The 23,862-nt window shown below is 69.0% G+C and carries 24 protein-coding genes; 5 read left to right on the top strand and 19 right to left on the bottom strand.

Going from position 1 to position 23,862, the window contains the following annotated elements; translation table 11 throughout:
* Positions 1 to 66: 66 nt before the first annotated feature.
* Positions 67 to 1,296: a ferritin-like domain-containing protein gene (locus tag AC3EGR_RS08155; RefSeq protein WP_488545948.1), complete on the bottom strand. Its 1,230-nt coding sequence runs from the start codon at positions 1,294 to 1,296 to the stop codon at positions 67 to 69.
* Positions 1,297 to 2,003: 707 nt separating this feature from the next.
* On the opposite strand from AC3EGR_RS08155, the gene AC3EGR_RS08150 reads away from it, so the two are divergent.
* Positions 2,004 to 2,498: a methyltransferase family protein gene (locus tag AC3EGR_RS08150; protein ID WP_488545947.1), complete on the top strand. Its 495-nt coding sequence runs from the start codon at positions 2,004 to 2,006 to the stop codon at positions 2,496 to 2,498.
* A 117-nt stretch (positions 2,499 to 2,615) separates the two neighbouring features.
* Here AC3EGR_RS08150 and AC3EGR_RS08145 read toward each other — a convergent pair whose 3' ends face one another.
* The 8 genes from AC3EGR_RS08145 to AC3EGR_RS08110 all read right to left on the bottom strand — a co-directional run bounded on the left by AC3EGR_RS08145 (position 2,616) and on the right by AC3EGR_RS08110 (position 9,849).
* Complete coding sequence (locus AC3EGR_RS08145) at positions 2,616 to 3,131, bottom strand: DUF1269 domain-containing protein (RefSeq protein ID WP_488545946.1); 516 nt, start codon at positions 3,129 to 3,131, stop codon at positions 2,616 to 2,618.
* Between the two features lie 68 nt (positions 3,132 to 3,199).
* Complete coding sequence (locus AC3EGR_RS08140; RefSeq protein WP_488545945.1) at positions 3,200 to 3,592, bottom strand: cytochrome C oxidase subunit IV family protein; 393 nt, start codon at positions 3,590 to 3,592, stop codon at positions 3,200 to 3,202.
* 14 nt (positions 3,593 to 3,606) lie between these two features.
* Positions 3,607 to 4,335: a heme-copper oxidase subunit III family protein gene (locus tag AC3EGR_RS08135; RefSeq protein WP_488545944.1), complete on the bottom strand. Its 729-nt coding sequence runs from the start codon at positions 4,333 to 4,335 to the stop codon at positions 3,607 to 3,609.
* Between the two features lie 11 nt (positions 4,336 to 4,346).
* Positions 4,347 to 5,042: a cytochrome c oxidase subunit 3 gene (locus AC3EGR_RS08130; protein ID WP_488545943.1), complete on the bottom strand. Its 696-nt coding sequence runs from the start codon at positions 5,040 to 5,042 to the stop codon at positions 4,347 to 4,349.
* 4 nt (positions 5,043 to 5,046) lie between these two features.
* Positions 5,047 to 6,849 carry a cytochrome c oxidase subunit I gene (locus AC3EGR_RS08125; protein ID WP_488545942.1) on the bottom strand — a complete coding sequence of 601 codons (1,803 nt, stop codon included), beginning with the start codon at positions 6,847 to 6,849 and terminating at the stop codon, positions 5,047 to 5,049.
* Positions 6,850 to 6,869: 20 nt separating this feature from the next.
* Positions 6,870 to 8,231, bottom strand: coding sequence for a c-type cytochrome (locus tag AC3EGR_RS08120; protein WP_488545941.1), 1,362 nt, complete (start codon positions 8,229 to 8,231; stop codon positions 6,870 to 6,872).
* A 2-nt stretch (positions 8,232 to 8,233) separates the two neighbouring features.
* Positions 8,234 to 8,743 carry a hypothetical protein gene (locus AC3EGR_RS08115; RefSeq protein ID WP_488545940.1) on the bottom strand — a complete coding sequence of 170 codons (510 nt, stop codon included), beginning with the start codon at positions 8,741 to 8,743 and terminating at the stop codon, positions 8,234 to 8,236.
* 122 nt (positions 8,744 to 8,865) lie between these two features.
* A complete protein-coding gene (locus AC3EGR_RS08110) occupies positions 8,866 to 9,849 on the bottom strand; it encodes an LLM class flavin-dependent oxidoreductase (RefSeq protein WP_488545939.1) in 984 nt (327 codons plus the stop codon).
* A gap of 137 nt (positions 9,850 to 9,986) precedes the next feature.
* Between AC3EGR_RS08110 and AC3EGR_RS08105 the strand changes: the two genes are divergently transcribed.
* The gene (locus tag AC3EGR_RS08105) at positions 9,987 to 11,135 is read left to right on the top strand and encodes an ABC transporter substrate-binding protein (protein WP_488545938.1); all 1,149 of its coding nucleotides are present in this window, start codon (positions 9,987 to 9,989) and stop codon (positions 11,133 to 11,135) included.
* A gap of 6 nt (positions 11,136 to 11,141) precedes the next feature.
* Here the strand turns inward: AC3EGR_RS08105 and AC3EGR_RS08100 are convergent, their stop codons facing one another.
* Positions 11,142 to 12,041 (bottom strand): nucleotidyltransferase, encoded by a 900-nt coding sequence (locus AC3EGR_RS08100; protein WP_488545937.1) that lies wholly within the window; start codon positions 12,039 to 12,041, stop codon positions 11,142 to 11,144.
* A gap of 151 nt (positions 12,042 to 12,192) precedes the next feature.
* On the opposite strand from AC3EGR_RS08100, the gene AC3EGR_RS08095 reads away from it, so the two are divergent.
* Entirely contained in the window at positions 12,193 to 12,975 is a 783-nt protein-coding gene (locus tag AC3EGR_RS08095) for a metallophosphoesterase family protein (RefSeq protein ID WP_488545936.1), read from the top strand.
* Here the strand turns inward: AC3EGR_RS08095 and AC3EGR_RS08090 are convergent.
* Positions 12,965 to 13,444, bottom strand: coding sequence for a c-type cytochrome (locus tag AC3EGR_RS08090; protein ID WP_488545935.1), 480 nt, complete (start codon positions 13,442 to 13,444; stop codon positions 12,965 to 12,967). The two genes, AC3EGR_RS08095 and AC3EGR_RS08090, sit on opposite strands and share 11 nt — an antisense overlap.
* 185 nt (positions 13,445 to 13,629) lie before the next feature.
* Here AC3EGR_RS08090 and AC3EGR_RS08085 point away from each other — a divergent pair, with 185 nt between their 5' ends.
* Complete coding sequence (locus AC3EGR_RS08085) at positions 13,630 to 14,322, top strand: pseudouridine synthase (RefSeq protein ID WP_488545934.1); 693 nt, start codon at positions 13,630 to 13,632, stop codon at positions 14,320 to 14,322.
* Between the two features lie 25 nt (positions 14,323 to 14,347).
* Here AC3EGR_RS08085 and AC3EGR_RS08080 read toward each other — a convergent pair whose 3' ends face one another.
* The 7 genes from AC3EGR_RS08080 to AC3EGR_RS08050 form a co-directional block, all read right to left on the bottom strand.
* Positions 14,348 to 14,965 (bottom strand): TetR/AcrR family transcriptional regulator, encoded by a 618-nt coding sequence (locus AC3EGR_RS08080; protein WP_488545933.1) that lies wholly within the window; start codon positions 14,963 to 14,965, stop codon positions 14,348 to 14,350.
* A 10-nt stretch (positions 14,966 to 14,975) separates the two neighbouring features.
* The gene (paaE, locus tag AC3EGR_RS08075; RefSeq protein ID WP_488545932.1) at positions 14,976 to 16,061 is read right to left on the bottom strand and encodes a 1,2-phenylacetyl-CoA epoxidase subunit PaaE; all 1,086 of its coding nucleotides are present in this window, start codon (positions 16,059 to 16,061) and stop codon (positions 14,976 to 14,978) included.
* Positions 16,058 to 16,561, bottom strand: coding sequence for a 1,2-phenylacetyl-CoA epoxidase subunit PaaD (paaD, locus tag AC3EGR_RS08070; protein WP_488545931.1), 504 nt, complete (start codon positions 16,559 to 16,561; stop codon positions 16,058 to 16,060). Before paaD ends, paaE begins: the two co-directional genes overlap by 4 nt.
* A complete protein-coding gene (gene paaC / locus AC3EGR_RS08065) occupies positions 16,555 to 17,328 on the bottom strand; it encodes a 1,2-phenylacetyl-CoA epoxidase subunit PaaC (RefSeq protein ID WP_488545930.1) in 774 nt (257 codons plus the stop codon). The genes paaD and paaC overlap by 7 nt, the downstream gene beginning before the upstream one ends.
* A gap of 11 nt (positions 17,329 to 17,339) precedes the next feature.
* Positions 17,340 to 17,633 carry a 1,2-phenylacetyl-CoA epoxidase subunit PaaB gene (gene paaB / locus AC3EGR_RS08060; protein ID WP_488545929.1) on the bottom strand — a complete coding sequence of 98 codons (294 nt, stop codon included), beginning with the start codon at positions 17,631 to 17,633 and terminating at the stop codon, positions 17,340 to 17,342.
* Between the two features lie 51 nt (positions 17,634 to 17,684).
* Positions 17,685 to 18,695: a 1,2-phenylacetyl-CoA epoxidase subunit PaaA gene (gene paaA / locus AC3EGR_RS08055; RefSeq protein WP_488545928.1), complete on the bottom strand. Its 1,011-nt coding sequence runs from the start codon at positions 18,693 to 18,695 to the stop codon at positions 17,685 to 17,687.
* A 77-nt stretch (positions 18,696 to 18,772) separates the two neighbouring features.
* Positions 18,773 to 19,279, bottom strand: a complete 507-nt coding sequence (locus AC3EGR_RS08050) for an Lrp/AsnC family transcriptional regulator (protein WP_488545927.1) — start codon at positions 19,277 to 19,279, stop codon at positions 18,773 to 18,775.
* A 111-nt stretch (positions 19,280 to 19,390) separates the two neighbouring features.
* Here AC3EGR_RS08050 and AC3EGR_RS08045 point away from each other — a divergent pair, with 111 nt between their 5' ends.
* Positions 19,391 to 23,011, top strand: a complete 3,621-nt coding sequence (locus AC3EGR_RS08045; protein WP_488545926.1) for an indolepyruvate ferredoxin oxidoreductase family protein — start codon at positions 19,391 to 19,393, stop codon at positions 23,009 to 23,011.
* Positions 23,012 to 23,026: 15 nt separating this feature from the next.
* Here the strand turns inward: AC3EGR_RS08045 and AC3EGR_RS08040 are convergent, their stop codons facing one another.
* Positions 23,027 to 23,845 (bottom strand): aldo/keto reductase, encoded by an 819-nt coding sequence (locus AC3EGR_RS08040; RefSeq protein WP_488545925.1) that lies wholly within the window; start codon positions 23,843 to 23,845, stop codon positions 23,027 to 23,029.
* Between the last annotated feature and the right edge of the window lie 17 nt (positions 23,846 to 23,862).

The following is a 23,862-nucleotide window of genomic DNA, read 5'->3' as shown; positions in this document are numbered from 1 at the left end:
TCGGGAAAGAGCATAGGCAGTCTGGCAGGGCGACGCCCCCGTGACCATCGCCGGCAGGGCCGGACCCTACGCTCTTCTCAACGCCGCTGCTGCATCCTTGAACCCAACCCTGACGGAATCCCGGACCTGGTCGGGCAAGTCCAGGCGGCGCACCCCGTCTCCGATCTCGGTGAACCGCTCCGCCAGGAAGGCAAGCGCCCGGTCGGAGTACGGGCCCTCGATGCTGCGCAGCATCGCAAAGCTCATGCCGGCCCGCACCGCGGGTTCGCTCTCGCGCGCCGGAAGCTCGGTCAGCGCGGACCCCAGCGCAGTGACGGCTTTCATGGCGGCCATGGCGGATCCGAACAATGCCTTGCGCTGGTCGGAACTGGAAGCGGGCGTCTCGTACAGTTGGGCGAGGCAACGCAGCATGGCCGCATAACAGGCATTCGCAGCGTCCAGGACCGGCGCGGCGCGAGCCCCGTCAATCCAGACCCTTTCATCCGTCACCGGGGCATGCATGACGGGATCGCGTGCAACCGGTCGTGCGGGCTCGAACCCCGGCCGCGCGGACCGCAAAGCCAGAAACTCCTCCCGGATGGCTTCGAAGCGGCCGAAGTGCGACCCGTCCCTGCGGCGGCCTGAACCCTCGCCCTGTTCCACGATGCAGTCGATCGCTCGCCTGGCGTCTTCCAGGCCGCGGACGACCACGAGCTCAGGTGAATTGATTTCCTTGCCGGTCAGTTGCAGCCCTGTCGAGCCGCTGAAGAGCCGGGGCTCGCCCATGCTCGCCGCGGCCAGTTCGAGCTCTCGTCGCAACACCGCGTAGAACGCGCCGATAGTCTGGTACTGGGGCGCACGCGGCATGAGCGCGGCGAACGCGGGAGCGGGGCGCGCAGCGCCTTCGTCGTCGAAGGCTTCGCTGTCGGCGACGGGCACTTCCTCGGGCCGCTCCAGAAAAACGAAGTGCTCCAGCGTGTCGAGATCGAAGGGCGCGAGGCGAATCGCAATCCCCGCCGGATGGTAGCCAGGAGCCACCGGCAGGTTCGGGCGATTGAAATGCGGACGCGAGCCCAACGCCACCATCAGGTTCGACACCTGCGCGAGATGCACCATCTCTTCCACGCACAGCCCCATCAGGTCACCTCGCCAGCGGCCTACCGCCTCCAATTCGGCGCCGGTCAGGTCTTCGTCTTCTCTTTGCTTGAGGCTGAACGCGGCATAAAGATAGCCGCAAAGGATGTTGTGCTCCAGTTCCGCCGCTTCCGCCAGCAGGTGCAGCACCTGCTCACGAGGCGGACCGTTCGTTTTTGTCATGCCTCCAGTGTCGCAGCGAACGCAGTGATGCGGCGCTGAGGCGGGCGGTCCACTGACAGGCCTGCATCGTCCGGGCGCGCCGCCGCTCCCGTTGGTAGCAATTACGTCTTACAGGGGAGATGCACAGGCTGAATAGGACGCAGCAGATGCGATTCCGCAAGGAAGGTTCGCGGATGAATCCGGCCGCTTGGGCAAGCCGGCGTAAGCGACGCCGCACAGAAAACTCGGAAGGCTGGTGCCCGCCGAAGACCGACGCCCCCATCAACCTGAGCGCCTTGCCTGATTTGGGCAAGGCACACCTAACAGACGCTGGAGATATGAATGGTTGATGGAAACGAAGTGATGAGCCGTGAAGCGGGCGCAGCAACTGGCACGGGTACCGGCATGGCAACCGCCACCGCCGCCGCCGCCAGGGAAGCTGCCGCGATGGCAACTGGCACGCAGGGAGGGATCGCTGCCGCGGAAGCTGCTGCCGCCCGGGAGGCTGCAGCTGCTGCTACTGCGACCGCCGCAGGGGCCACGACTGCCGGCGCTGTTGCCGCAACAACCGCTGCAGCTGCCGCCGCACAAGGGGCCATGGCGACTGGGACTCTGGTAGGGGTCCTGATGGGCCTCATCGTCGGTCTCGCCCTGGGGAGTCGCGGCGGCGTTCGCGTGGCTTGACGTCGGCCTAGACATTTCGCGGCGGCGCTGAGTATGCTTCCAGCGTGCAGCGCGCCGCCGCGATCATCGGTTCCGCGATCTTCCTAGTCATCGCTCCGGGAACGCTCGCCGGGTACGTCCCTTGGTACCTCACCCACTGGCACTTCGCGCCTGCGCTGTTCCCGAGCGCGCGCGTGCTTGGCGCCGTCCTGATCGTCGCCGGCTTGCCCATCCTGCTCGATTCGTTCGCTCGCTTCGCGCTGCAGGGCTTGGGCACACCGGCGCCCGTGATGCCTCCCCAGCGCCTCGTCGTCACCGGGCTCTATCGCCACGTCCGCAATCCGATGTACGTGGCAGTCACCGCGCTGATCGCCGGCCAGGGCCTCCTGTTCGGGAGCGTCACGCTTCTGGAGTACGGCGCGATCGTGTGGGCCGGATTCTTCCTGTTCGTCGTCACCTACGAAGAGCCTGTGCTGGGCGAGCAGTTCGGCGACGAGTACCAGCGGTACCGGGCGAACGTGAGGCGATGGTTGCCGCGCATCACCCCATGGCACGGGTAGGTGGCAAGAACGCCGCTGCGCGTCGGGATCGCTCCTTCGAGGATCTTGCGCAGGCAATCCGCGCGTGAGGGCAGCGCGCCCGCGGCACTGCGGCGGGACGGGCGCGTGCGCCGCGGCTCAGGGGAAAGCCGGGATGTCCGGCTCGGTCCCTTCGAGGTGCACTTCCGGGTGCAGTTCCTTCAGGCGCGCCTCGATCGCCTCCACGCGCCACATCGGCACGTCGACCATCAGCAGGATCTGGCCCGCCTCGATCTGCGCCTCGAAGCGCTGCAGCCGCTTGGAGGGAGTCGAGATGCCGATCATGGTGGAGGTCCAGGTGCCGAACAGCGCCCCGGCGACGGCCAGTGCCGCGGCGATGCCCCACTGCGGCTCGTCGCCGACGATGGGGTAGTGCACGGCCACCAGGCCCCCGAGCAGCGCGCCCACGCCGGCGCCCGTGATCAGCCCCATCTCCGCCGAGCGCACCACGTCCGAGGTCTGCAGCACGTTGGCCGCGTGCAGGCCGCGCATGTCGACGTCCTCCCGGGCGACGAAGTGGATGTTGCGCGCCTCGATGCGTGCGAGCAGCAGGTCGTCCATCGTGGCACGTGCGCTGTCGAGGTCGGGCAGCAGCCAGTAGATGCGTCTGCGCATGGTCAACTCCTTGGGGCAGGACCCCGATCTTTGCTATACACCCCGCTCTTGCCCATGGCAAGGCACCTTCAATGCGCGGGCGCCGGCTGCTCCTTCACCGGCGCGAAGAAGGTTCCCCGCGACAGGAAGGTGTAGTCGGCCTCGAGCGCGCCGATCGCGACGAGCGTCACCAGCAGGAGCGGCGGAATCACGATGGCGTACACCAGCGCGAGCCGCTCCCACAGCATGTGCATGAACACGGCCACGATCAAGCCGGCCTTCAGCAGCATGAACACGATGATCAGCGTCCAGCGCAGCAACCCCTGCAGGTGGTAGTAGTCGACGGCATACGACGCCGCGCTCAGCACGAACAGCAGGCCCCAGATCTTGAAGTAGATGCCCAGCGGGTGCTGCTGGCCGTACTCCTGCTGCGCCGGCGCGTCGCCGTGCGCGGCTGCATGCGGGTGTTCCACGTGTTCCATGCCGGCTCCTTGGGTCACCACAGATAGAAGAAGGCGAAGATGAAGACCCACACGAGGTCCACGAAGTGCCAGTACAGGCCCAGGATCTCCACCACAGCATAGGTGCCGCGCCGCCCCGTCAGGAAGCCGGGCCGCTCGTGCTCCAGCGAGCCGCGCATGACCTTGGCCGCCACGATCAGCAGGAAGATCACGCCGATGGTCACGTGCGTGCCGTGGAAGCCCGTGATCATGAAGAAGGAGGAACCGAACTGCGGCGCGCCCCAGGGGTTGCCCCAGGGCCGCACGCCTTCGTGGATCAGCTTGGACCATTCGAAGGCCTGCATGCCGACGAAGGTCGCGCCCAGTGCCGCCGTCGCGAGCAGCAGGCCCGCGGTGACCTTGCGGTCGCGCCGGTAGCCGAAGTTCACCGCCAGCGCCATGGTGCCGCTGCTGCTGATCAGGACGAAGGTCATGATGGCGATCAGCAGCAGCGGGACGTCCCGGCCGGCGATGGTGAGCGAAAACACCTCGCTGGGATTCGGCCACGGCACGGTGGTCGACATGCGCACCGTCATGTACGAGATCAGGAAGCTGCCGAAGATGAAGGTGTCGCTCAGCAGGAAGATCCACATCATCGGCTTGCCCCAGGGCACGTCCTTGAAGACGCGCTGGTCCGACGACGCGTCGGTGACGACGCTGCGCCAGCCCTGGCGTCCGGGCACGCCGTGGGGCACGGCGTCGGCGGTGGCTTCGAGGTCACCCATCGGCTGCCTCCTCACAAGGTGGCTGACGAACAGATCGCCAGCCCGAATGCGTTGGACACGATCAGCGCGTACAGCGCCAGCCACACCACCAGCAGGTAGTGCCAGTAGGTGGCGCACAGTTCCACGGCCAGCCGCGTGCGGTCGGGATCGGTGCCGCGCGCGGCGCGCAGGGATGCGCGCGCCCAGGCCACGAGCCCGCCGGCGACGTGCAGGCCGTGCACCGCGGTGAAGAGATAGAAGAACGCCGTCGCCGCGTTGGTCGTGAGCAGGAAGCCGGCGTCGTTCAGCTGCTTCCACACGTAGAGCTGGCCGGCAAGGAAGGCCAGCGTCAGCAGCCCGCTGGCCGCCAGCCCCCGCTGCACGCGCGCGGCATCCGCGCGCCGCACGGCATGCACCGTCCACTGCATCGCGAGGCTGGCGCTGACGAGGAACGCGGTGTTGAGCACCAGCAGCCGCGGCCGCGGCAAGGGCGACCAGTCGCCCAGCCCCAGGCGCATCGCATAGGCGCTGACGAACAGGACGAAGAGCGAGCTCGCCACCGCGAGGAAGGCCCACAAGGCCATCTTCGCCGGCGGCGGGACCGGGCTGCCCGCGGCCACGGCGGACGCGGCTTGCGCCTCCCAGGGCCGCACGTTCACGGTCTGGCGGAACAGCCACCACAGGATGACCGCCATCAGCAGCGAGAGGAACACGAGCCCGATGGTCATGGCATCACTCCCCGACCCGCGGCAGGTCCTTCTTCACCCAGGCCTCGGCGGCGACCTCCGAGGGCGGGACGTTCTGCGGGATGTAGTCGGCCTTCACGCCGGGCACGCCGTAGTCATAGGCCCAGCGGTAGACCGCGGGCAGTTCCGCGCCGAAGTTGCCGTGCCTGGGCGGCGTCTCGGGCGTCTGCCACTCCAGCGTCGTCGCCTGCCAGGGGTTGGGGCCGGACGGCCGGCCGCGCCGCCAGCTGACCGCGAGGTTGTAGAGGAACAGCATCTGCGCGGCGCCGACGACGAAGGCCGCGATGGAGATCCAGGCGTTGAGCAGGTGGGCGGAGTCCGGGATGAAGGTGGTGCCGGAGATCGCGTAGTAGCGGCGCGGGACGCCCATGAACCCCAGGTAGTGCATCGGGTAGAAGATCGCGTAGGTGCCGACGAAGGTCACCCAGAAGTGCAGCTTGCCCATGGTGTCGTCCAGCATGCGGCCGGTGATCTTCGGGTACCAGTGGTAGATCGCCCCGAAGACGGTCAGCACCGGCGCGATGCCCATCACCATGTGGAAGTGCGCCACCACGAACATCGTGTCCGACAGCGGCAGGTCCACCACCACGTTGCCGAGGAACAGGCCCGTGAGGCCGCCGTTGACGAAGGTGAAGATGAACGCGATGCCGAACAGCATGGGCACGTTCAGGTGGATGTTGCCCTTCCACAGCGTCAGCACCCAGTTGTAGACCTTGAGCGCCGTGGGAATGGCGATCAGCAGCGTGGTCGTGGCGAAGAAGAAGCCGAAATACGGGTTCATGCCGCTCACGTACATGTGGTGCGCCCAGACGACGAAGCTCAGGCCGCCGATGATCAGGATGGCCCACACCATCATGCGGTAGCCGAAGATGTTCTTGCGCGCGTGGGTGCTGATCAGGTCCGACACGATGCCGAAGGCGGGCAGCGCCACGATGTAGACCTCGGGGTGGCCGAAGAACCAGAACAGGTGCTGGAACAGCAGCGGGTTGCCGCCCTGGTAGGACAGCTGCTGGCCCTTGGAGACCAGCGCCGGCATGAAGAAGCTGGTGCCCAGCGTCTGGTCCAGGAACATCATGATCGCGCTGACGAACAGGGCCGGGAACGCGAGCAGGGCCAGGATGGTGGCCATGAAGATGCCCCACACCGTCAGCGGCAGCCGCATCATGGTCATGCCGCGGGTGCGCGCCTGCAGCACGGTGACCACGTAGTTGAGGCCGCCCATGGTGAAGCCGATGACGAACACGCCCAGCGACACGAGCATCAGCAGGATGCCCCAGCGCGCGCCCGGGGTGCCGTCCAGGATGGCCTGCGGCGGATAGAGCGTCCAGCCGGCGCCGGTGGGGCCGCCGGGCACGAAGAAGCTGACCACCAGCAGCAGCACCGCCAGCAGGTAGATCCAGTAGCTGAGCATGTTCACGTAGGGGAACACCATGTCGCGGGCGCCGACCATCAGCGGGATCAGGTAGTTGCCGAAGCCGCCCAGGAACAGCGCCGTCAGCAGGTAGATCACCATGATCATCCCGTGCATGCTCACCAGCTGCAGGTAGACGTTGGGATCGATGAAGGGCACGGTGCCGGGGAAGCCGAGCTGCAGTCGCATCAGCCAGGAGAACACCAGCGCGACCAGGCCGATGCCCATGGCGGTCAGCGCGTACTGGATCGCGATGACCTTCGCATCCTGGCTCCAGATGTACTTGCCGATGAAGGTCTTGGGGTGGTACAGCTCGAATTCGCCGACCTCCGCCGGCGGTGCGAACTCGGTTTCATCGTGTGCGACATGAGCGGCCATCGGTCTCCCCAGCTCCGGCGTCAACGCGGTTTCACGGAATTGACATAGGCGAGCACGTCGCCGATCGCGGCATCGTCGGCCAGCATGCCGGCGACCAGCGCCATCTGGTGCCCGTGGAGGTCCTGCGCATGCGAGCCGCGCACACCGTCCCGGAAGTTCTTCAGCTGCCTGGCCATGTACCAGTCGCTCATGCCGCGCAGGCGCGGCGCCTGGGTGGCGGCAATGCCGCCGCCGTCGCCGCCGTGGCAGGCGGCGCAGGTCGCGTAACGGCGCTCGCCGCTGGCGAGGTTGCCCTGCAGCGTGGCCGGCACCGGCGTGTCCGGCAGGCTGGCGATGTAGGCCACGACGTTGGCCATGGCCGCGTCGTCGGCGAGCGTGGCCGCCATGGGTGCCATCATCTTGCCGAACACGTCCTTGTCGTGCGTGCCGCGCGTGCCCTGCTTGAAGTTGCGCAGCTGCCGCTCCAGGTACCAGGCGCCCTGCCCGCTCAACTTGGGCGCGTTCAGCGCCACGTTGCCCTCGCCGGCCGCGCCATGGCAGGCGGCGCACACGGCGTAGAGCGCCTTGCCGGCCGCCACGTCACCGCGCGGGCGGCCCTTGGCCTGGGCGAAGGTCTGCTGCCGGTCCAGCCACGCCTGGTAGGCGGCCGGCTCGTCCACCACCATCTTGCCGCGCATGGCGAAGTGCCCGACGCCGCACAGTTCCTGGCACAGGATGTCGAAGGTGCCGGCGCGGGTGGGCGTGAACCAGACGTAGGTCACGAGACCCGGCACCATGTCCATCTTCACGCGCATCTCCGCCACGGCGAAGTCGTGCAGCACGTCCTTGCTGCGCAGCAGCAGCTTGACCGGCACGCCCACGGGCAGGTGCAGTTCCGGCGAGGCGACCAGCACGTCGTCGCTGCCGCTGGCATCGGCCGGATTGACGCCGAAGAAATTCTCGTCGTTGACGAAGCGGGGGTTCACCGTGCCCAGCTTGCCGTCGCGCCCCGGCAGGCGGTAGCCCCAGTTCCACTGCTGCGAGACGACCTCCACCACGTGCGCTTCGGCCGGCACCTTCACCACGTCGGCCCACACGACCAGGCCCGGCGCCAGCATCGCAGCCACTCCCAGCGCGGTGACCACCAGCAGCCAGCCTTCGAGCTTCTTGTTCTCGGGCTGGTAGCTCGCGCGGCTGCCCGGGCGGTGGCGGTAGCGCACCACGGCCCAGGCCGTGAACAGGCTGACCGCGACGAACACGAAGCCGGTCACCCAGAAGGTGATCGAGATCGTGGAGTCGATGGTGCGCCAGTTGGACGCGATCGGCGTGAAGTACCAGGGGCTCAGGAAGTGGAACAGGACCGACCCGAGGGCCAGCACCGCCAGGGCGATCGCGATCCCCATGATCAGGGTTCCGACGCGGTTCTCTTGAGCCTCCAGTACAGCACGCCGGCGACGACGCCGAAGACCACGTGGGCCGCCAGCGTGTCAGCCCCCTGCAGCTGCGCGAGCCAGGGGAAGAAGGCGACCATCAGGTCGAAGTCCAGGACGTACAGGGCCAGTCCCAGGATGGCGCCCGTGGCCGCGGCGCGCCCGATGCTGGCGTCGGCGCGCAGCTGCGACATGATGGCGCCGATCGCCAGCCCGAACGCGATGCCGAGCGCGTAGTGCACCAGGAGGGCAACCGACACCACGGCCATGCTGAAGGCATAGCCGCCCGCCGCCAGCGGCGCCGTGCCGAGGAAGATCGGCGCGATCATGTGCGAAGTTCGCCAGGGACCGTCGGCGTTGAAGAAACTGGACCAGAGCAGGTCCAGGACCATCAGCACCCCGCCGGCGGCAAAGCCGGAAACGGCGGCTGCGGGCCAATCCGTGGCCCGCCAGTGCCAACCCCGCACACCCACAAGAGTGTCCATGGTGACTCCCTGCGCGCTGCCGGCCACCCGATGGTGCCGAAGGGCAGCCGTTCCTCAACTTGTACACCTGTTGGCGGGACGATGCAACGGGGCGCGGCCTGCCCCTTGCCCGGGGCGCGCGTTCAGCCGGCCATCGCCGCGGCGGTCAGCTCGTAGGAACGCAGCCTCGCCTTCTGGTCGAAGACCTGCGAGGTGATCATCAGTTCGTCGGCGCCGGTGCGCTCGACGAAGGCCTCGATCTGCCGGTGCACGCTGCTGCCCGACCCGATCGCCGTGCACGCCAGCACCTCGTCGAGCATGGCCCGGGTTCCGGGGTCCAGCGATTCCAGGTAGCCGGGCACCGGCGGGGGCAGCTTGCCGGGCCGGCCGGTCCGCAACTTGACGAAGGCCTGCTGCATGGAGGTGGCGAGCAGCGCGGCCTCGTCGTCGCTGTCGGCGGCGAACACGTTGTACCCGAGCATGAGGTGCGGCTTGGCGAGCTGCTCCGATGGCTGGAAGGTCGAGCGGTACACCTCGATGGCCTGCATCATCTGTCCGGGCGCGAAGTGCGAGGCGAAGGCGTAGGGCAGCCCCAGCATCGCCGCGAGCTGGGCGCCGAACAGGCTGGAGCCCAGGATCCAGACCGGCACCTTCGCCCCACGGCCAGGCACCGCCTGCACATGCTGCCGCGGCTCGTCGGAGAGGAAGTCGATGAGTTCCACGACGTCGCGCGGAAAGGCATCGGGGTCCGCCTGCAGGTTGCGGCGCAGGGCACGCGCGGTCGCCTGGTCCGAACCCGGCGCGCGGCCCAGTCCCAGGTCGATGCGGCCCGGGTACAGCGCCTCCAGCGTGGCGAACTGCTCGGCGATCACCAGCGGCGAGTGGTTGGGCAGCATGACGCCGCCGGCGCCGACGCGGATCGTGCGCGTGCCGCCTGCCACATAGCCGATGAGGACGGCGGTTGCCGCGCTGGCGATGCCCGGCATGCCATGGTGCTCCGCGAGCCAGAAGCGGCGGTAGCCCAGCCGCTCGGCGTGCTGGGCCAGGGCGAGGGTGTTGCGGAAGGACTGCGCGGCATCGCTGCCTTCGAGGATCGGCGAGAGGTCGAGAACGGAGAGGGGCACCATCGGCTGCATCTGGGGGCACATGCGGCCCCGGCAAGGGCAGGCGCGGTATCCGGGTTGCCCCTCCCCCCTGACGGCGGGGGGCGCCGGCTTAGGGGGGCCACCTAATGTCCAGGTGTCGGGACGAGAGGAGACCAACCATGACTGGACCAGGGACGCACACGACGGCCTCGCCTTCACTGAGACGCCGCACGCTGCTCGCCGCAGCTTGCGCCTTCGCCGCCGCCGGCCGGGCGCAGGCCGCGGCGCAGCCGCTGCGCATCGGGCAATGCCTGCCCCTCACCGGGCCGCTGGGATCGGTGGTGCGGCCCGTCGCGGAAGGCCAGAAGCTGATGCTGGACGCCGTGAACGCGCAAGGCGGCATCCACGGAGCCCCGGTCGAACTGGTCACGCTGGACGACGCAGCGAATCCGGCGCGCACGCTGGAGCACACGCAGAAGTTGCTGGACGAGGGCGTGGTCAGCCTGTTCGGCTACGCCTTCGTGCCCGGCCTCGTGCGCGCCCTGCCCTTGCTCGACGAGCGGCGCGTGCCGCTGATCGGCATCTACAACGGCGCGGACATCGTCCGCAAGGATGCCCATCCCTGGTTGTTCACCACCACCGCGAGCCTGCGCGACGAGGTGGCGGCCATGGTGCGCAACCTGGCCACCCTCAACACGCGCAAGCTCGGCGTCGCGTACCAGAACAACGAGCTGGGCCGCTTCATGCTGCCGCTGGTGGAGGCCGTCGCGGCGGAACACCAGGTCGCGCTGGTGGCCAAGGTGGCGGTGGAACCCGACGGCTCCAACGCACCCGCCGCCACCGCCGCCATCGCGAAGGCGGAGCCGCAGGCGGTGCTCCTGCTGGCAGGCGGCGCTGCCGTCCTCGGTTTCATGAAGGCCTTGCCCTCGGCGGCGCGCGTGCCGGTGTATGCCTTGTCGCTCGCAGGCACGACGGCCTTGATGGAGCAGCTCGGGCCGGTCGCGCGCGGCATGGCCTTCACCCAGGTCGTGCCCTACCCCACGCGCCAGGTCACGCCGCTCACGCGCAGGTTCGGCGCGGCGGTGTCCGCCGCCGGACTGGCACCGACCTACGACCGCATGTGGGGCTACCTCAATGCGACGATCCTCGTGGAGGTGCTGCGCCGCGCCGGGCCGCGGCCCACGCCGGCCGCGGTGCAAGGCACGCTGGAGAAGATGCCGGAGCTCGACGTGGGCGGCTACCGCCTCGCGTACGGCCCGCAGCAGCGCCATGGCTCCCGCTTCGTGGAAATCACGATGGTGGATGCCGGCGGCAAGTTCATCCGCTGAGGCGGATCAGGACAGGCGCCGCTCGGTCGCTGGAAGCGCGATGCCGGCCTGCGGCAGCTCGCACGCCGGGCGCGCCGCCGCCGCTTGCCGCGAAGGGATGGCCTCGGTCCACGTGCGCACGTCATCGGGCGTCATGGTGCTCACGGGCGTGAGGCGTCCGTCGACGTAGCCCAGGTTCTCCACGTCGTGCAGGTACTGCTCGCGCGACAGCAGCGTACCGCCGCAGATGCGCCGGTCCTCGGTGGGCAGGTTGCGCGTCTCGTCCGCGAGTTTCTGCATCAGGTGCTCCATCACCCAGGCGGGCACGCGGTGGCGCTCGCCGGGATAGATGAAGCCGAACAGCGTCAGGTGCGCCAGCAGCACCCGCCAGTTGGCGCCGAAGCGCTCCACCAGGTGCGGCCAGTGGATGCGCTCGGCATTCGCCTGGATGGTGTGGGCGACGTCGGCGCCGTCGTAGCGCTCGCGCTCCATGATGAAGCACTTGGACAGCAGCCCGTCTTCCATGTTGGCCACGCGCACCGGCACGCCCAGGATTTCGGCCTGCGCGTTGTCGTCGAACCAGCGGTCGTCCACCGGCGTCAGGCCGTTGCCCGAGTTGAAGATCAGGTCGATGAAGTCCTCCCCGGCGTAGACCTTGGCCAGCCAGTGCGGGTAGGTCATCTCGGTGCGCCAGCCCTCGCCCTGCATCAGCGCAGCGACGCGCTCGTAGTCCGCGCGCCGGATGAACAGGTCCAGGTCCTTGGTGGAGCGGCGGATGCCGGTGAAGCAGGCGTGCGCGAAGGCCCCGCCCACGAGGAAGGGGACTTGGTCGTCCGCCAGCACGCGCAGCGCGCGCCGGTAGAAGTCCGCAGTGAGAGGGGCGACCTCTTCCTCCAGCGACGGTGCGAGCGGGATGGTGGAGCACATGGATCGCAGATTAAGCAGCGGGTCGTGCAATCCATCTCGGCCGAGGCGCCGCGGCGCGGAGGCGCGGAACCTCACGCAACGTCAGTACCGGCCTACAGGCGCCGGCGCCGTGACGGGGCAGGATGGCCACTGTCTCATCCTGAAGCACTCCATGGCCAAATCCGCCAGCACCGTCCGCTTTGCCGCCGTCGGCGACCTCCACGTCAACAAGGATGCCGCGGGCACCTTGCGCAGCTTCTTCGCCCAGGCGGGCGAGGCGGCGGACGCGCTGCTCCTGTGCGGCGACCTCACCGACTACGGGACGGCGGAAGAGGCGCACGTGCTCGCCGACGAGCTTGCCGTGGTGAAGGTGCCCATCGTCGCGGTGCTGGGCAACCACGACTACGAATCGGGCACGCCGGAGGTGGTGGTGGAGATCCTCACGAAGGCGGGTGTGCGCGTGCTCGATGGCGAGGCCTGCGAGATCGAAGGGGTGGGCATCGCCGGCGTCAAGGGGTTTGCCGGCGGCTTCGGCCGGGGCTCGCTCGGCGCCTGGGGCGAACCTGCGATCAAGCAGTTCGTGCAGGCGGCCCTGCAGGAGGCGATGAAGCTGGAGTCGGCGCTCGCGAAGCTGCGGACCCCCAAGCGCATCGCGCTGCTGCACTACTCGCCCGTGTCGAGCACGGTGGCCGGCGAGCCGGTGGAGATCTTCCCCTTCCTCGGAAGCAGCCGGCTGGAAGAGCCCTTGCTGCGCTATCCGGTGGACGCCGTGTTCCATGGGCACGCGCACCGCGGCACCATGGAAGGCAAGACGATCAACGGCGTGCCGGTGTTCAACGTCGCGCGGCCGCTGCTGCTGCGCAGCCGCCCGGACCAGCCGCCCTTCCGCCTCTTCGAGCTTCCCCGCGAGGATGCGCAGCCCGAGGCTGCCGCGCCCGCTGCGGCTACGGCCTAGGCCCGGCGTTGCCCAGTGCCTGCGCGTTCACCTCCTCCTGCTGCCGTCGGATCGGCGCCGGCCACTGCGAGCGGATCCAGGCGAGCACGGCGACGATCTCCGCGTCACTGAGCACGCCGCCGAAGGCCGGCATCGCGGAGTCGTAGTCCTTCAGGCCCGCCGCCTTCGCAACGCCCTTCTTGGTGATGTCGAACAGCACCTGGTCCGGGTGGTGCCAGGTGTGGCCACTCGCGTCGTGCGGGGGCGCCGGCAGCCGCCCGGACGCATCGCGCTCGCGCCAGCGGGGCTGGCCTTCCAGCTTCGTGCCGTGGCAGGCGGCGCAATGTTTCGCATAGAGTGCCTGGCCCGTGGCGAGCACGGCGCCATCGTCCGTGGCGATGCGCAGGGGCGATGGCGAAGGCTTCTCGCCGCAGCCGGCAAGCAGGACGATGTAGCACGACACGAGCAGCGTCGCGCGCAACTTTTTCATGGCGCCGACCCTAACATGCGTCCTGTCAAGAGGAGATTGCTGATGGGGGGCAGCAAGTGCCCGCGGAATGGTCACCGCGTCCAAACGCACAGCCGGTGCGGCCCCGCGCACTTGGTCACCCGGTTTTCCACAGGCTTCTCCACCGTTCCTGTGGGAATCCTCCTACGATTGGTTGCAGCTTCCCGATGATCGATCCTGCCCTCTCCATGTTGCACCGCGATGACAGGATCGTGGCCATCGACAAGCCCGCGGGCCTGCTGGTGCACCCCACCGGCCTCGACGCGCAGGAGCAGCGCACGGCCCTCAAGCTCCTGCGCGACCAGCTGGGCGAACGGCTCTGGCCGCTGCACCGGCTGGACAAGGCCACCAGCGGCGTGCTGCTGTTCGCGCGCGACGCCGACGCGGCGCGCGAGTGGGGACTCGCGTTTGAGCAAGGCCGCATCGCCAAACGCTACCTCGCGCTGGTGCGCGGCTGGCCGGAGGAGGCCGGCGAGATCGACCAGCCGCTGGCACGCGACCCCGAACTGCCGTCGCAAGGTCAGGTGCGGCTGCCGGCGTGTACCCGCTACCGCCGCCTGGCCTGCTTCGAGTGGCCGTTCCAGGTCGATGCGCGTCATGCGAGCAGCCGCTACGCACTGATGGAAGTGGAGCCGCTCACGGGACGCCGCCACCAGATCCGGCGGCACTTCAAGCACATCGCGCATCCCCTGGTGGGCGACACGACGCACGGCAAGGGCGCGCACAACCGCGCGGTGGCGCAGTGGCTGGGCACATCGCGGCTTTGGCTGCATTGCCAATGGATGGAACTGCCGACGGTGGACGGCCCCTTGCGGATCAGCGCCGCGCCGGGGCCGGAATGGGCAGCGCTGCTGCGGTGAAGCAGCAAAGCGCCGACCGCACCGATCACACCGGCGCCATCTTCAACGGCAGCTGCACTTTTTCGAGCCCGCCCAGGAACAGGTCCGCCACCACCGGCGCCATGTCCTCGTACGCGAGCGCGCCCTCCGGCCGCATCCAGGTGAACATCCAGTTCACCATGCCGAACAGCAGCATGGTCAGCGGCTTGCCCAGGGCGGCATCGCGCAGGTCCGGCCGCAGCGCCGCGACGACGCGCGCGAACGCGGCCACCACCTCTCGCTCCTTGCCGAGGATGCGTTCGCGGTCCGCCGGTTGCAGGAACTTGACGTCCTCGGTCAGCACCCGGTGCTCGTTCTGCGCGTTCGCGTATTCCTCGACGAGACGGCGGATCAGCGCGCGCATCTGTCCCGCCGGAGCGTCTTCCTCCGCGAGCGCGTCGCCGACGATGCCTTGCAGCCGGTTCACGTGCTCCTCGGCGATGTTGACCAGCAGCTCGTACTTGTCGCGGTAGTAGTGGTACAGCGTCGCCTTGGACAGGCCGCAGGCCTCGGCCACCTGGTTCATCGAGGTGCCCGGATACCCGCCGCGCGCGAACAGCGCCGCCGCACTGGCGAGGATCATGACGCGCTGCTCGTCGTAGCCTGCGTGGCGTCCGCGTCCCATGCCGGCTCCCTCAGCGCTCGTCGAAGGAGAGGACGACCCGCTCGGTCGTCGGATGCGCCTGGCAGGTGAGGATGAAGCCGGCGGCAACCTCCTTCCGGTCCAGCGCGAAGTTGCGCTCCATGCGCACCTGGCCTTCCACCAGCTTGGCGCGGCAGGTGCCGCAGACCCCCGAGGTGCACGAATACGGAACTTCCATGCCGGCGGCCGAAGCCGCGTCCAGGATGCTGGGCTGCTCGCGCGTGAAGGCGATCTCGCGCTGGCGGCCGTCCCGGATGATGGTGACGCGTGCCTGGGCCGCGTCGCCCGGCTGCGCTTCGTGGACGATCGCGCCTACCTGGCCCGTCGCCTGCTGGGCGATCCCGAAGCGCTCGATGTGGATGCGTTCCTCCGGGACGCCCGCGGCCAGCAAGGCAGCCTCGGCCTCGTCGTTCATCTGGAAGGGGCCGCAGACGTAGGCATGGTCGACCGAGGCGGCGGGCACCAGGCCGCGGAGGAACTCGCCGAGCTTGACGCGGTCCATCACGCCCGCGTTGATGTCCGCCTCGGTGTGCTCGTCGGAGAACACGTGGTGGATGACCACGCGCGCCATGTACCTGTCCTTCAGGTCCTCCAGTTCCTCCTTGAACATGGTGGAGCGCAGCTTGCGGTTGCCGTAGATCAGCGTGAAGCGGCTGCCCGGCTCGCGCGCGAGCACCGTCTTCATGATGGACAGGATGGGCGTGATGCCGCTGCCGCCGGCGATGCCCAGGTGGTGGCGGCGCGCCTGCGCATCGATTGGCACGAAGAAGCGGCCTTGCGGCGCCATCACCTGGAGGGTGTCGCCGGGCTGCAGGTGCTCGTTGATCCAGTTGGAGAACACGCCGCCGGCCACCTTGCGCACGCCGACCCGCAGTTCGCCGTCGTCGACACCCGCGCAGATGGAATAGGAGCGGCGCAGGTCCTGCCCGGCGATCTCCTTGCGCAGCGTGAGGTACTGGCCTTGCGTGAAGCCGAACACCGGGCGCAGCTCCTCGGGAACGTCGAAGGAGACGATCACGGCCTCGGCCGTGTCCGGCTGGATCGCGCGCACCCGCAGCGGATGGAAGATGACGCTCATAGCGGCTTGAAGTATTCGAACGGCTCGCGGCAGGCCAGGCACCGGTAGAGGGACTTGCAGGCGGTCGAGCCGAAGGCGGAGGTCTGCTGCGTGGCCAGGCTGCCGCAGTGCGGGCAGGACACGCTGTCCGGCCTGCGCCGGAAGATGCCGATGGCTTGCGTGCCCGCCTGTTGCGCAGTCGAGTGCGGAGGAGCGATGCCGTATTCGCGCAGCTTGCGCCGGCCTTCCTCGCTGATCCAGTCCGTGGTCCAGGCCGGCGCGCGGCGCAGGGTCGCGCGCGCCGGGCCCAGGCCGCCGGCCTCGATCGCGCAGAGTACGTTGTGCTCGATCACCTCGGTGGCCGGGCAGCCCGAATACGTCGGCGTGAGCACCACTTCGAGTTCCTCGCCGTGGTCGATGACCTCGCGCACGATGCCCAGGTCGCGCACGGACAAGGCCGGCACCTCCGGGTCCGGTACGCCGTCCAGCACCTCCCAGGCGCGGTCCGTGCGTGTCACCACACGCCCCCGGGGTAGGCGCGCTGCAGCTGCTGCATCTCGGCCAGGATGAAACCCATGTGCTCGCTGTGCACGCCTTGCTTGCCGGTGCTCAGGAAGGAGGCCGGTGCGGGCATCGACAGGCCGGCGTGCGCGAAGATCTCGCCCATCTCGTCGAACCACGGCTGCTTGAGTGCGCTCCAGCGCGGGCCGAGATTGCTCTGCTGGGCGTACGCATCGACCGCGTCGTCGGCGAACAGCTCGGCGTGGTAGATCCACAGCTGCGCCAGCGCCTTGTCGACGCGGCGGCGCGATTCCTCCGTGCCGCCGGCCAGTCGCACCAGCCAGTCGGCCGCGTGCTGCTGGTGGTAGCGTGCCTCCTTGACCGCCTTGCCGGCGATCGCCGCCAGCTCGCTGTCGCGCGATTGGGCCAGGCGCTCCCACAGCAGCTTGAAGAAGGTGGCCATCATGGTGTTTCGCAGCACGGTGACCGCGAAGTCGCCGCGCGGCAGCTCCACCAGCGTGACGTTGCGGTAGTCGCGTTCTTCGCGCAGGAAGGCCAGCTGGTCCTCGTCATGCCCTGCATCCTCGAGCGTGCCGGCGTGCGTCAGCACCGCACGGCACTGGCCGATGAGGTCCAGCGCCATGTTGGCCAGGGCGATGTCCTCTTCCAGCACCGGCGCGTGGCCCGTCCATTCACCGAGGCGCTGGCCGAGGATGAGGGCGGTGTCCCCGATGCGCAGCAGGTACTGGACCTCGGGGCTGGCGCTGACCTGGATGGAGGCTTGCATGGCGGCGGCGCTCACATGTGGTCCACGGACTCGGGCAGCTGGTAGAAGGTCGGGTGGCGGTACACCTTGTCTTCCATCGGGTCGAAGTACATGGCCTTCTCGCCGGGGTCGCTGGCCACGATGTGGTCCGAGCGCACGACCCACAGGCTCGCGCCCTCCTGGCGCCGCGTGTAGACGTCCCGCGCCATCTGGATCGCCATCTTCGCATCGGCCGCATGCAGGCTGCCGCAATGCTTGTGGTCCAGCCCGCTCTTGCTGCGGACGAAGACTTCCCAGAGGGGCCATTCCTGCTTGGGGTCGCTCATGTCTGTTCCTTCCAATAACGCAACAACCGGACGCGGTCCGGAAGTTTGTCCTCATGCAGCGTTCACCGCCGGCTCCTGCTTGCGCGCATACGCCAAGGCGGCCTGCCGCACCCATTCACCGTCGTCCCACGCATCCACGCGCGCCGCGAGGCGCTCGCGGTTGCAGGGGCCGTTGCCGGCGATGACGTTCCAGAACTCGTCCCAGTCGATGCGGCCGAAGTCGTGGTGCTGGCGTTCCTCGTTCCACTTCAGTTCGGGGTCGGGCAGCGTGACGCCCAGCACCCGCGCCTGTTCGACGGCCGCGTCGATGAAGCGCTGGCGCAGTTCGTCGTTGGACACGCGCTTGATGCCCCAGCGCATGGACTGCGCGGTGTTGGGCGACTGGTCGTCGGGCGGGCCGAACATCATGATGGAAGGCCACCACCAGCGGTTCACCGCGTCCTGCACCATGGCGCGCTGCGCCTCGGTGCCCTTGTCCATCATCGTCAGCAGGCTCTCGAAGCCCTGGCGCTGGTGGAAGCTTTCCTCGCGGCAGATGCGGATCATCGCGCGCGCATACGGGCCGTACGAGCAGCGGCAGATCGGCACCTGGTTCATGATGGCCGCGCCGTCGACCAGCCAGCCGATCACGCCCACGTCCGCCCAGGTCAGCGTGGGGTAGTTGAAGATGGAGCTGTACTTGGCCTTGCCCGTGTGCAGCGCCTCCAGCATCTGGTCGCGCGAGGTGCCCAGCGTCTCCGCCGCGGAATAGAGGTAGAGGCCGTGGCCGCCTTCGTCTTGCACCTTCGCCAGCAGGATGGCCTTGCGCTTGAGCGTGGGCGCGCGCGAGATCCAGTTCCCCTCGGGCAGCATGCCGACGATCTCCGAGTGGGCGTGCTGGCTGATCTGGCGCACCAGCGTCTTGCGGTAGTGCTCCGGCATCCAGTCCTTGGGCTCGACGAATTCGCCGGCGGCGATGCGCGCCTCGAAGCGCTCTTCCATCGCCACTTCCTCGGCAGGGCGCACCCGCTTGCGTGCGTCCGCGTCGCCCTTGCCCGCGGTGTCCATGGCCTGCGTGTACATGCCGTCTCCTGATTAACCGACCGATCGGTCGATAATAGGACAGGCAGACGTGCCGTGCAAGCCAGGCTGCGTACGGCTCAGCTCGAACGGCGCCGGCGCGGGGCGGGACGCTGGCTCTCGCTCTCCAGCGGCAAGCGGGTTTCCGCCTTCACCTCCTTGAGCACGACACTGGAGCGCACGTGCGTCACGCCGGGAAGCTTGAACGCCGTCTCGTGCAGGAAGGCCTCGTAGCTCTTGATGTCCGGCACCAGCACCTTGAGGACGTAGTCGGCCTGGCCCGTGGTCGCGTAGCAGGAGACGATCTGCGGCGACGAGGCCACGGCCTCCTCGAAGCGGCGCACGTCGTCCTCGTTGTGGCGCGTGAGGTTGACCTCGGCCAGCACGGCCAGCGTCAGGCCCACCTTCTCGCGATCCACCAGCGCCGTGTAGCCGCGGATGATGCCCGCCGCCTCCATTTCCTTGACCCGCTTCCAGCAAGGCGTGCTGGACAGGCCCACGGCCTCGGCCAGCTGCTGCACGGTCTGGCGCGAGTCGCGCTGCAGCTCCGCCAGCAGCAGCACATCGTGGCGGTCGAGTCGTTCCATTCCCGTTTTCCTGCAGTTCGAGGAATCCCATTCTCCTACTACCGCTGCCGGCGAGAAAAGAAGAAGCACTTTTCTCGCCCTGCCACCTAAGCTGCCCTTCGGAGACCAGCCATGGACCACACCACCGACACCCCCGCGGCTTCACCCATCGCCCGGCCGGACTACCGGCTCGCCGACAGCATCTGGGCCACGGGCGGCGCCGTGTTCCTCACCGGCACCCAGGCCCTGGTGCGGCTCATGCTGATGCAGCGTGCGCGCGACGCTGCCGCGGGGCTGGCCACCCAGGGCTTCATCAGCGGCTACCGCGGCTCGCCTCTGGGCATGGTGGACCAGGCCGTGTGGAAGACCGGCCGCAGGTTCGAGGAGGCAGGCCTGCGGTTCCTGCCCGCGATCAACGAGGAACTGGGCGCGACCGCGGTCCTGGGCACGCAGCGCGTCGAGGCCGACCCCGAGCGCACCTGCGAGGGCGTGTTCGCGCTGTGGTACGGCAAGGGCCCGGGTGTCGACCGCGCGGGCGACGCCCTGAAGCACGGCAACGCGTACGGCGCATCGCCGCATGGCGGCGTGCTGATGGTGGCGGGCGACGACCACGGCTGCGTGTCCTCCTCGATGCCGCACCAGAGCGACCAAGCGTTCCAGTCCTGGCAGGCGCCCATCGTGGCGCCCGCCAACGTGGCGGAATACCTCGAGTTCGGCCTGTACGGCTGGGCGCTCTCGCGCTTTTCGGGCAACTGGGTGGGCTTCACGGCCCTGTCGGAGGTGGTGGAAAGCGGCTCCACGGTGGACCTGGACCTGGTGAACGCCCGCGTGGCCACCTGGCAGGACGCGGACACGGTGCGGCAGCTCACGGGCTACGCGCCGCCGCCGGGCGGGCTGCACTACCGCTGGCCGGACCTGCCTTCGCTCACGATCGAGCAGCGCCTGCACGCCAAGCTGGAGGCGGTGCGCGCCTTCGCGCGCGTGAACAGCATCGACCGCTACGTGGTGGAGAGCGGCCGCGCGAGCGTGGGCATCGTCACCGCCGGCAAGGCGCACTACGACCTGATGGAAGTCCTGCGCCGCCTCGACATCTCGCTGGAGACGCTCGCCGCGCACGGCGTGCGCATCTACAAGCTGGGTCTCACCTATCCCATCGAGCCGACGCGCATGCAGGAGTTCGCGCGCGGGCTCGGGGAGATCCTCGTCATCGAGGAGAAAGGGCCCGTCGTGGAGGAGCAGCTGCGCTCCATGTTCTACAACGCTGCCGTGCGCCCCGTGATCGTCGGCAAGCGCGACGCGCAGGAGCGTCCGCTCGTGTCCGCGCTGGGCGAGCTGCGCCCGTCGCGGCTGATCGAGATCGTCGCGCACTGGCTGGTCGGCCACTTCCCCGACCTGGACCGCCGGCCCTTCGTGCGCGACTTCACCTTGCCGCAGTTGCTCTCCAACGAGAGCGACAGCGTCAAGCGGCTGCCTTATTTCTGCGCGGGCTGTCCGCACAACACCTCCACCCGGGTGCCGGAAGGCTCGCATGCGCAGGCCGGCATAGGCTGCCACTTCATGGCCAGCTGGATGAACCGCGAGACCGAAGGCCTGATCCAGATGGGCGGCGAAGGCGTGGATTGGGTGTCGCACGCCATGTTCACCAAGGTGCCGCACGTGTTCCAGAACCTGGGCGACGGCACCTACTACCACTCGGGCTACCTCGCGATCCGGCAGGCCGTGGCCGCGCGCGCGACGCTCACCTACAAGATCCTCTTCAACGACGCGGTCGCCATGACCGGGGGCCAGCCGGTGGACGGCATCATCAGCGTCGACCGCATCGCGCGCCAGGTGGAAGCCGAAGGCGTGACGAAGGTGGTCGTGCTCTCCGACGACATCGCCAGGTACGACGGCATGCACGACCGCTTCCCGGCGGGCACCGAGTTCCACGACCGCGACGCGCTCGACGCGGTGCAGCGGCGCCTGCGCGAGATGCCGGGCGTCACGGTGCTGATCTACGAACAGACCTGCGCCGCCGAGAAGCGCCGCCGCCGCAAGAAAGGCGAGATGGTCGACCCGGCCCGGCGCCTGTTCATCAACGAGCGTGTGTGCGAGGGCTGCGGCGACTGCTCGGTGCAGAGCAACTGCGTGGCGGTGCAGCCGCTCGAGACGCCGCTCGGACGCAAGCGCAAGATCGACCAGAGCAGCTGCAACAAGGACTACTCCTGCGCCAAGGGCTTCTGCCCCAGCTTCGTGGGCGTGCTGGGGGGCCAGCCGCGCAAGCGCGCCGGTGCGCTCGCGGGCAGTGCGGAGGAATTCCATCGCCGGGTCGACGCCTTGCCGCGCCCCGCACCCCACGCGTGGAAGGCGCCCTACGACCTGCTCGTGACAGGCGTGGGGGGCACCGGCGTGGTCACCGTGGGCGCGCTGGTCGCCATGGGGGCGCACCTCGAAGGCAAGAGCGCCAGCGTGCTGGACTTCATGGGCTTCGCGCAGAAAGGCGGCTCGGTGCTGAGCTTCGTGCGCTTCGCGGACCGTGCCGACCGGCTGAACCAGGTCCGCATCGACACGCAGCAGGCCGATGCGATCCTTGCTTGCGACCTCGTGGTCGGCGCGTCGCCGGACGCGCTGGCCACCGTGCGCCACGGCCGCACGCGCATCCTCGCCAACACCCACGAGGTCCCAGTGGCGGAGAGCCTGCGCAACCCGGATGCCTCGTTGAAGGTGCCGCAGTTGCTGGACAAACTGCGCTTCGCCGCCGGCGCGGATCGCGTGGAGACGCTGGACGCGCAGGCGCTGGCCGAGGCCTTCCTCGGCGACTCCATCTTCTCCAACATCGTCGCGCTCGGCTCCGCCTGGCAGCGCGGCCTGGTGCCGCTGAGCCTGGAGGCGCTGCTGCGCGCGATCGAGCTCAATGGCGTCGCGGAGGACAACAACCGGCTCGCGTTTTCGCTGGGGCGGCTGGCGGCGGCGGACTTCGCGGCGATCGAAACGCTGCTGCGCGGCGAGAGCCTGGGGGCGCCGCGCGCGGACGACCTCGACGCGATCGTCGCGCGGGGCGTCGCGCAGCTGACGGCTTACCAGAACGCCGCCTACGCACGTCGCTTCGCCGAGTTCGTCGCGCGGGTGCGCGAGCGCGAGACCTCGGTCACTCCCGCCACCACCTCTGCGGGGGCAGGCTCGCCCGCGGCCCAGAGTTCCCTGCCCTTGACGCGCACCGTGGCGCAGTCGCTCCTGAAGCTCATGGCCTACAAGGACGAATACGAGGTCGCCCGCCTCTACACCGACGGCGAGTTCACGCGCACGCTGCGGCAGCAGTTCGAAGGCGAGGTGCAGCTGGAGTTCTACATGGCCCCGCCCGTGATCAGCCGCGCGCACAAGGACCAGGCGCCGCGCAAGGTGCGCCTCGGCGGCTGGATGCTGCCCGTCATGAAGGTGCTGGCGCTGGGCCGCCGCCTGCGCGGCACGCCGCTGGACGTGTTCGGGCGCACGGCGGAGCGGCGCATGGAGCGCGAGCTGGTCGAGGCGTACCGCGCGCGCATCGAGGCGCTGCTGCCGGACCTGGACGCTTCGCGCCTGAAGGTCGCGACCGAGATCGCCGCCCTGCCGCTGTCCATGCGCGGCTTCGGCCACGTGAAGCTGGCGAACGTGGCGCTGGCCCGCGCGCGGGAGGCGGAGCTGCTGCACCGCTTCGACCCGCAGGCCTATCCGCAGCCGCAGCGGCTGGCGCAGGCGGGGCAGATCCGGGGGATTCGCGTCACGGCGTCGGTGTGAACCCGACCGAAGCGCTCACGCAAACGCATCCATCTTGTCTCCCCACCATTCCACCGCCGGCACCACTCCACTCCCCGCGGCCGCGTTCTGTGCCATGTGCTCCGGCGATCCGCTTCCGGGGATCGCACAGGTCACCGCCGGCTGCGACAGCACGAACTTGAGCAGCAGCTGCGACCAGGTCGTGCATCCGATCTCTCCCGCCCAGGGAGGCAGCGCGCGCGAACGCAAGCGCCGCAGCAAGCCACCGCCGCCGAGCGGCCGGTTCACCAGCACTGCCACGCCGCGTTCCGCCGCCAGCGGCAGCAGGCGCTGCGCGGCTTCGCTCTCCTGCACCGAATAGTTGATCTGCAGGAAGTCCAGCGCCTCGCCGCGCACGACGGCCTCCACGTCGGCATAGGCCGAAGCCGTGTAGTGCGTGACCCCGATGTAGCGCACCCGCCCCGCCGCCTTCCACTCGCGCAAGGTGGCGAGATGGTTCGCGCAGTCCACCAGGTTGTGCACCTGCATCAGGTCCACCGTGTCCGTGCGCAGCAGCCGAAGCGAGTTCTCCATCTGGCGGATGCCGGCGGCGCGGCCCGTCGTCCACACCTTGGTGGCAAGGAAGGCGCGCGCCCGCAGGCCCGACTCGGCCAGCACCTGGCCGGCCGCTGCTTCGGCCTTGCCGTACATGGGCGAACTGTCGACGACCGAGCCGCCGGCATCGAACAGCGCCGACACCACGCTCGCCAGCGCCGCGAAGGCGGCCGTGCCGGGCGCTTGGTCGAAACCCTGCCACGTGCCGCAGCCGATGACCGGCAGCGCTTCGCACGAGGCGGGGATGGGTCGCGTGAGCATGGCGTTCTCCGGCGGGA

This window comes from Ramlibacter sp. G4-7 (assembly GCF_057784995.1).
The sequence above is the reverse complement of the archived record's forward strand: the minus strand, read 5'-3'. Positions and strand labels throughout refer to the sequence as shown.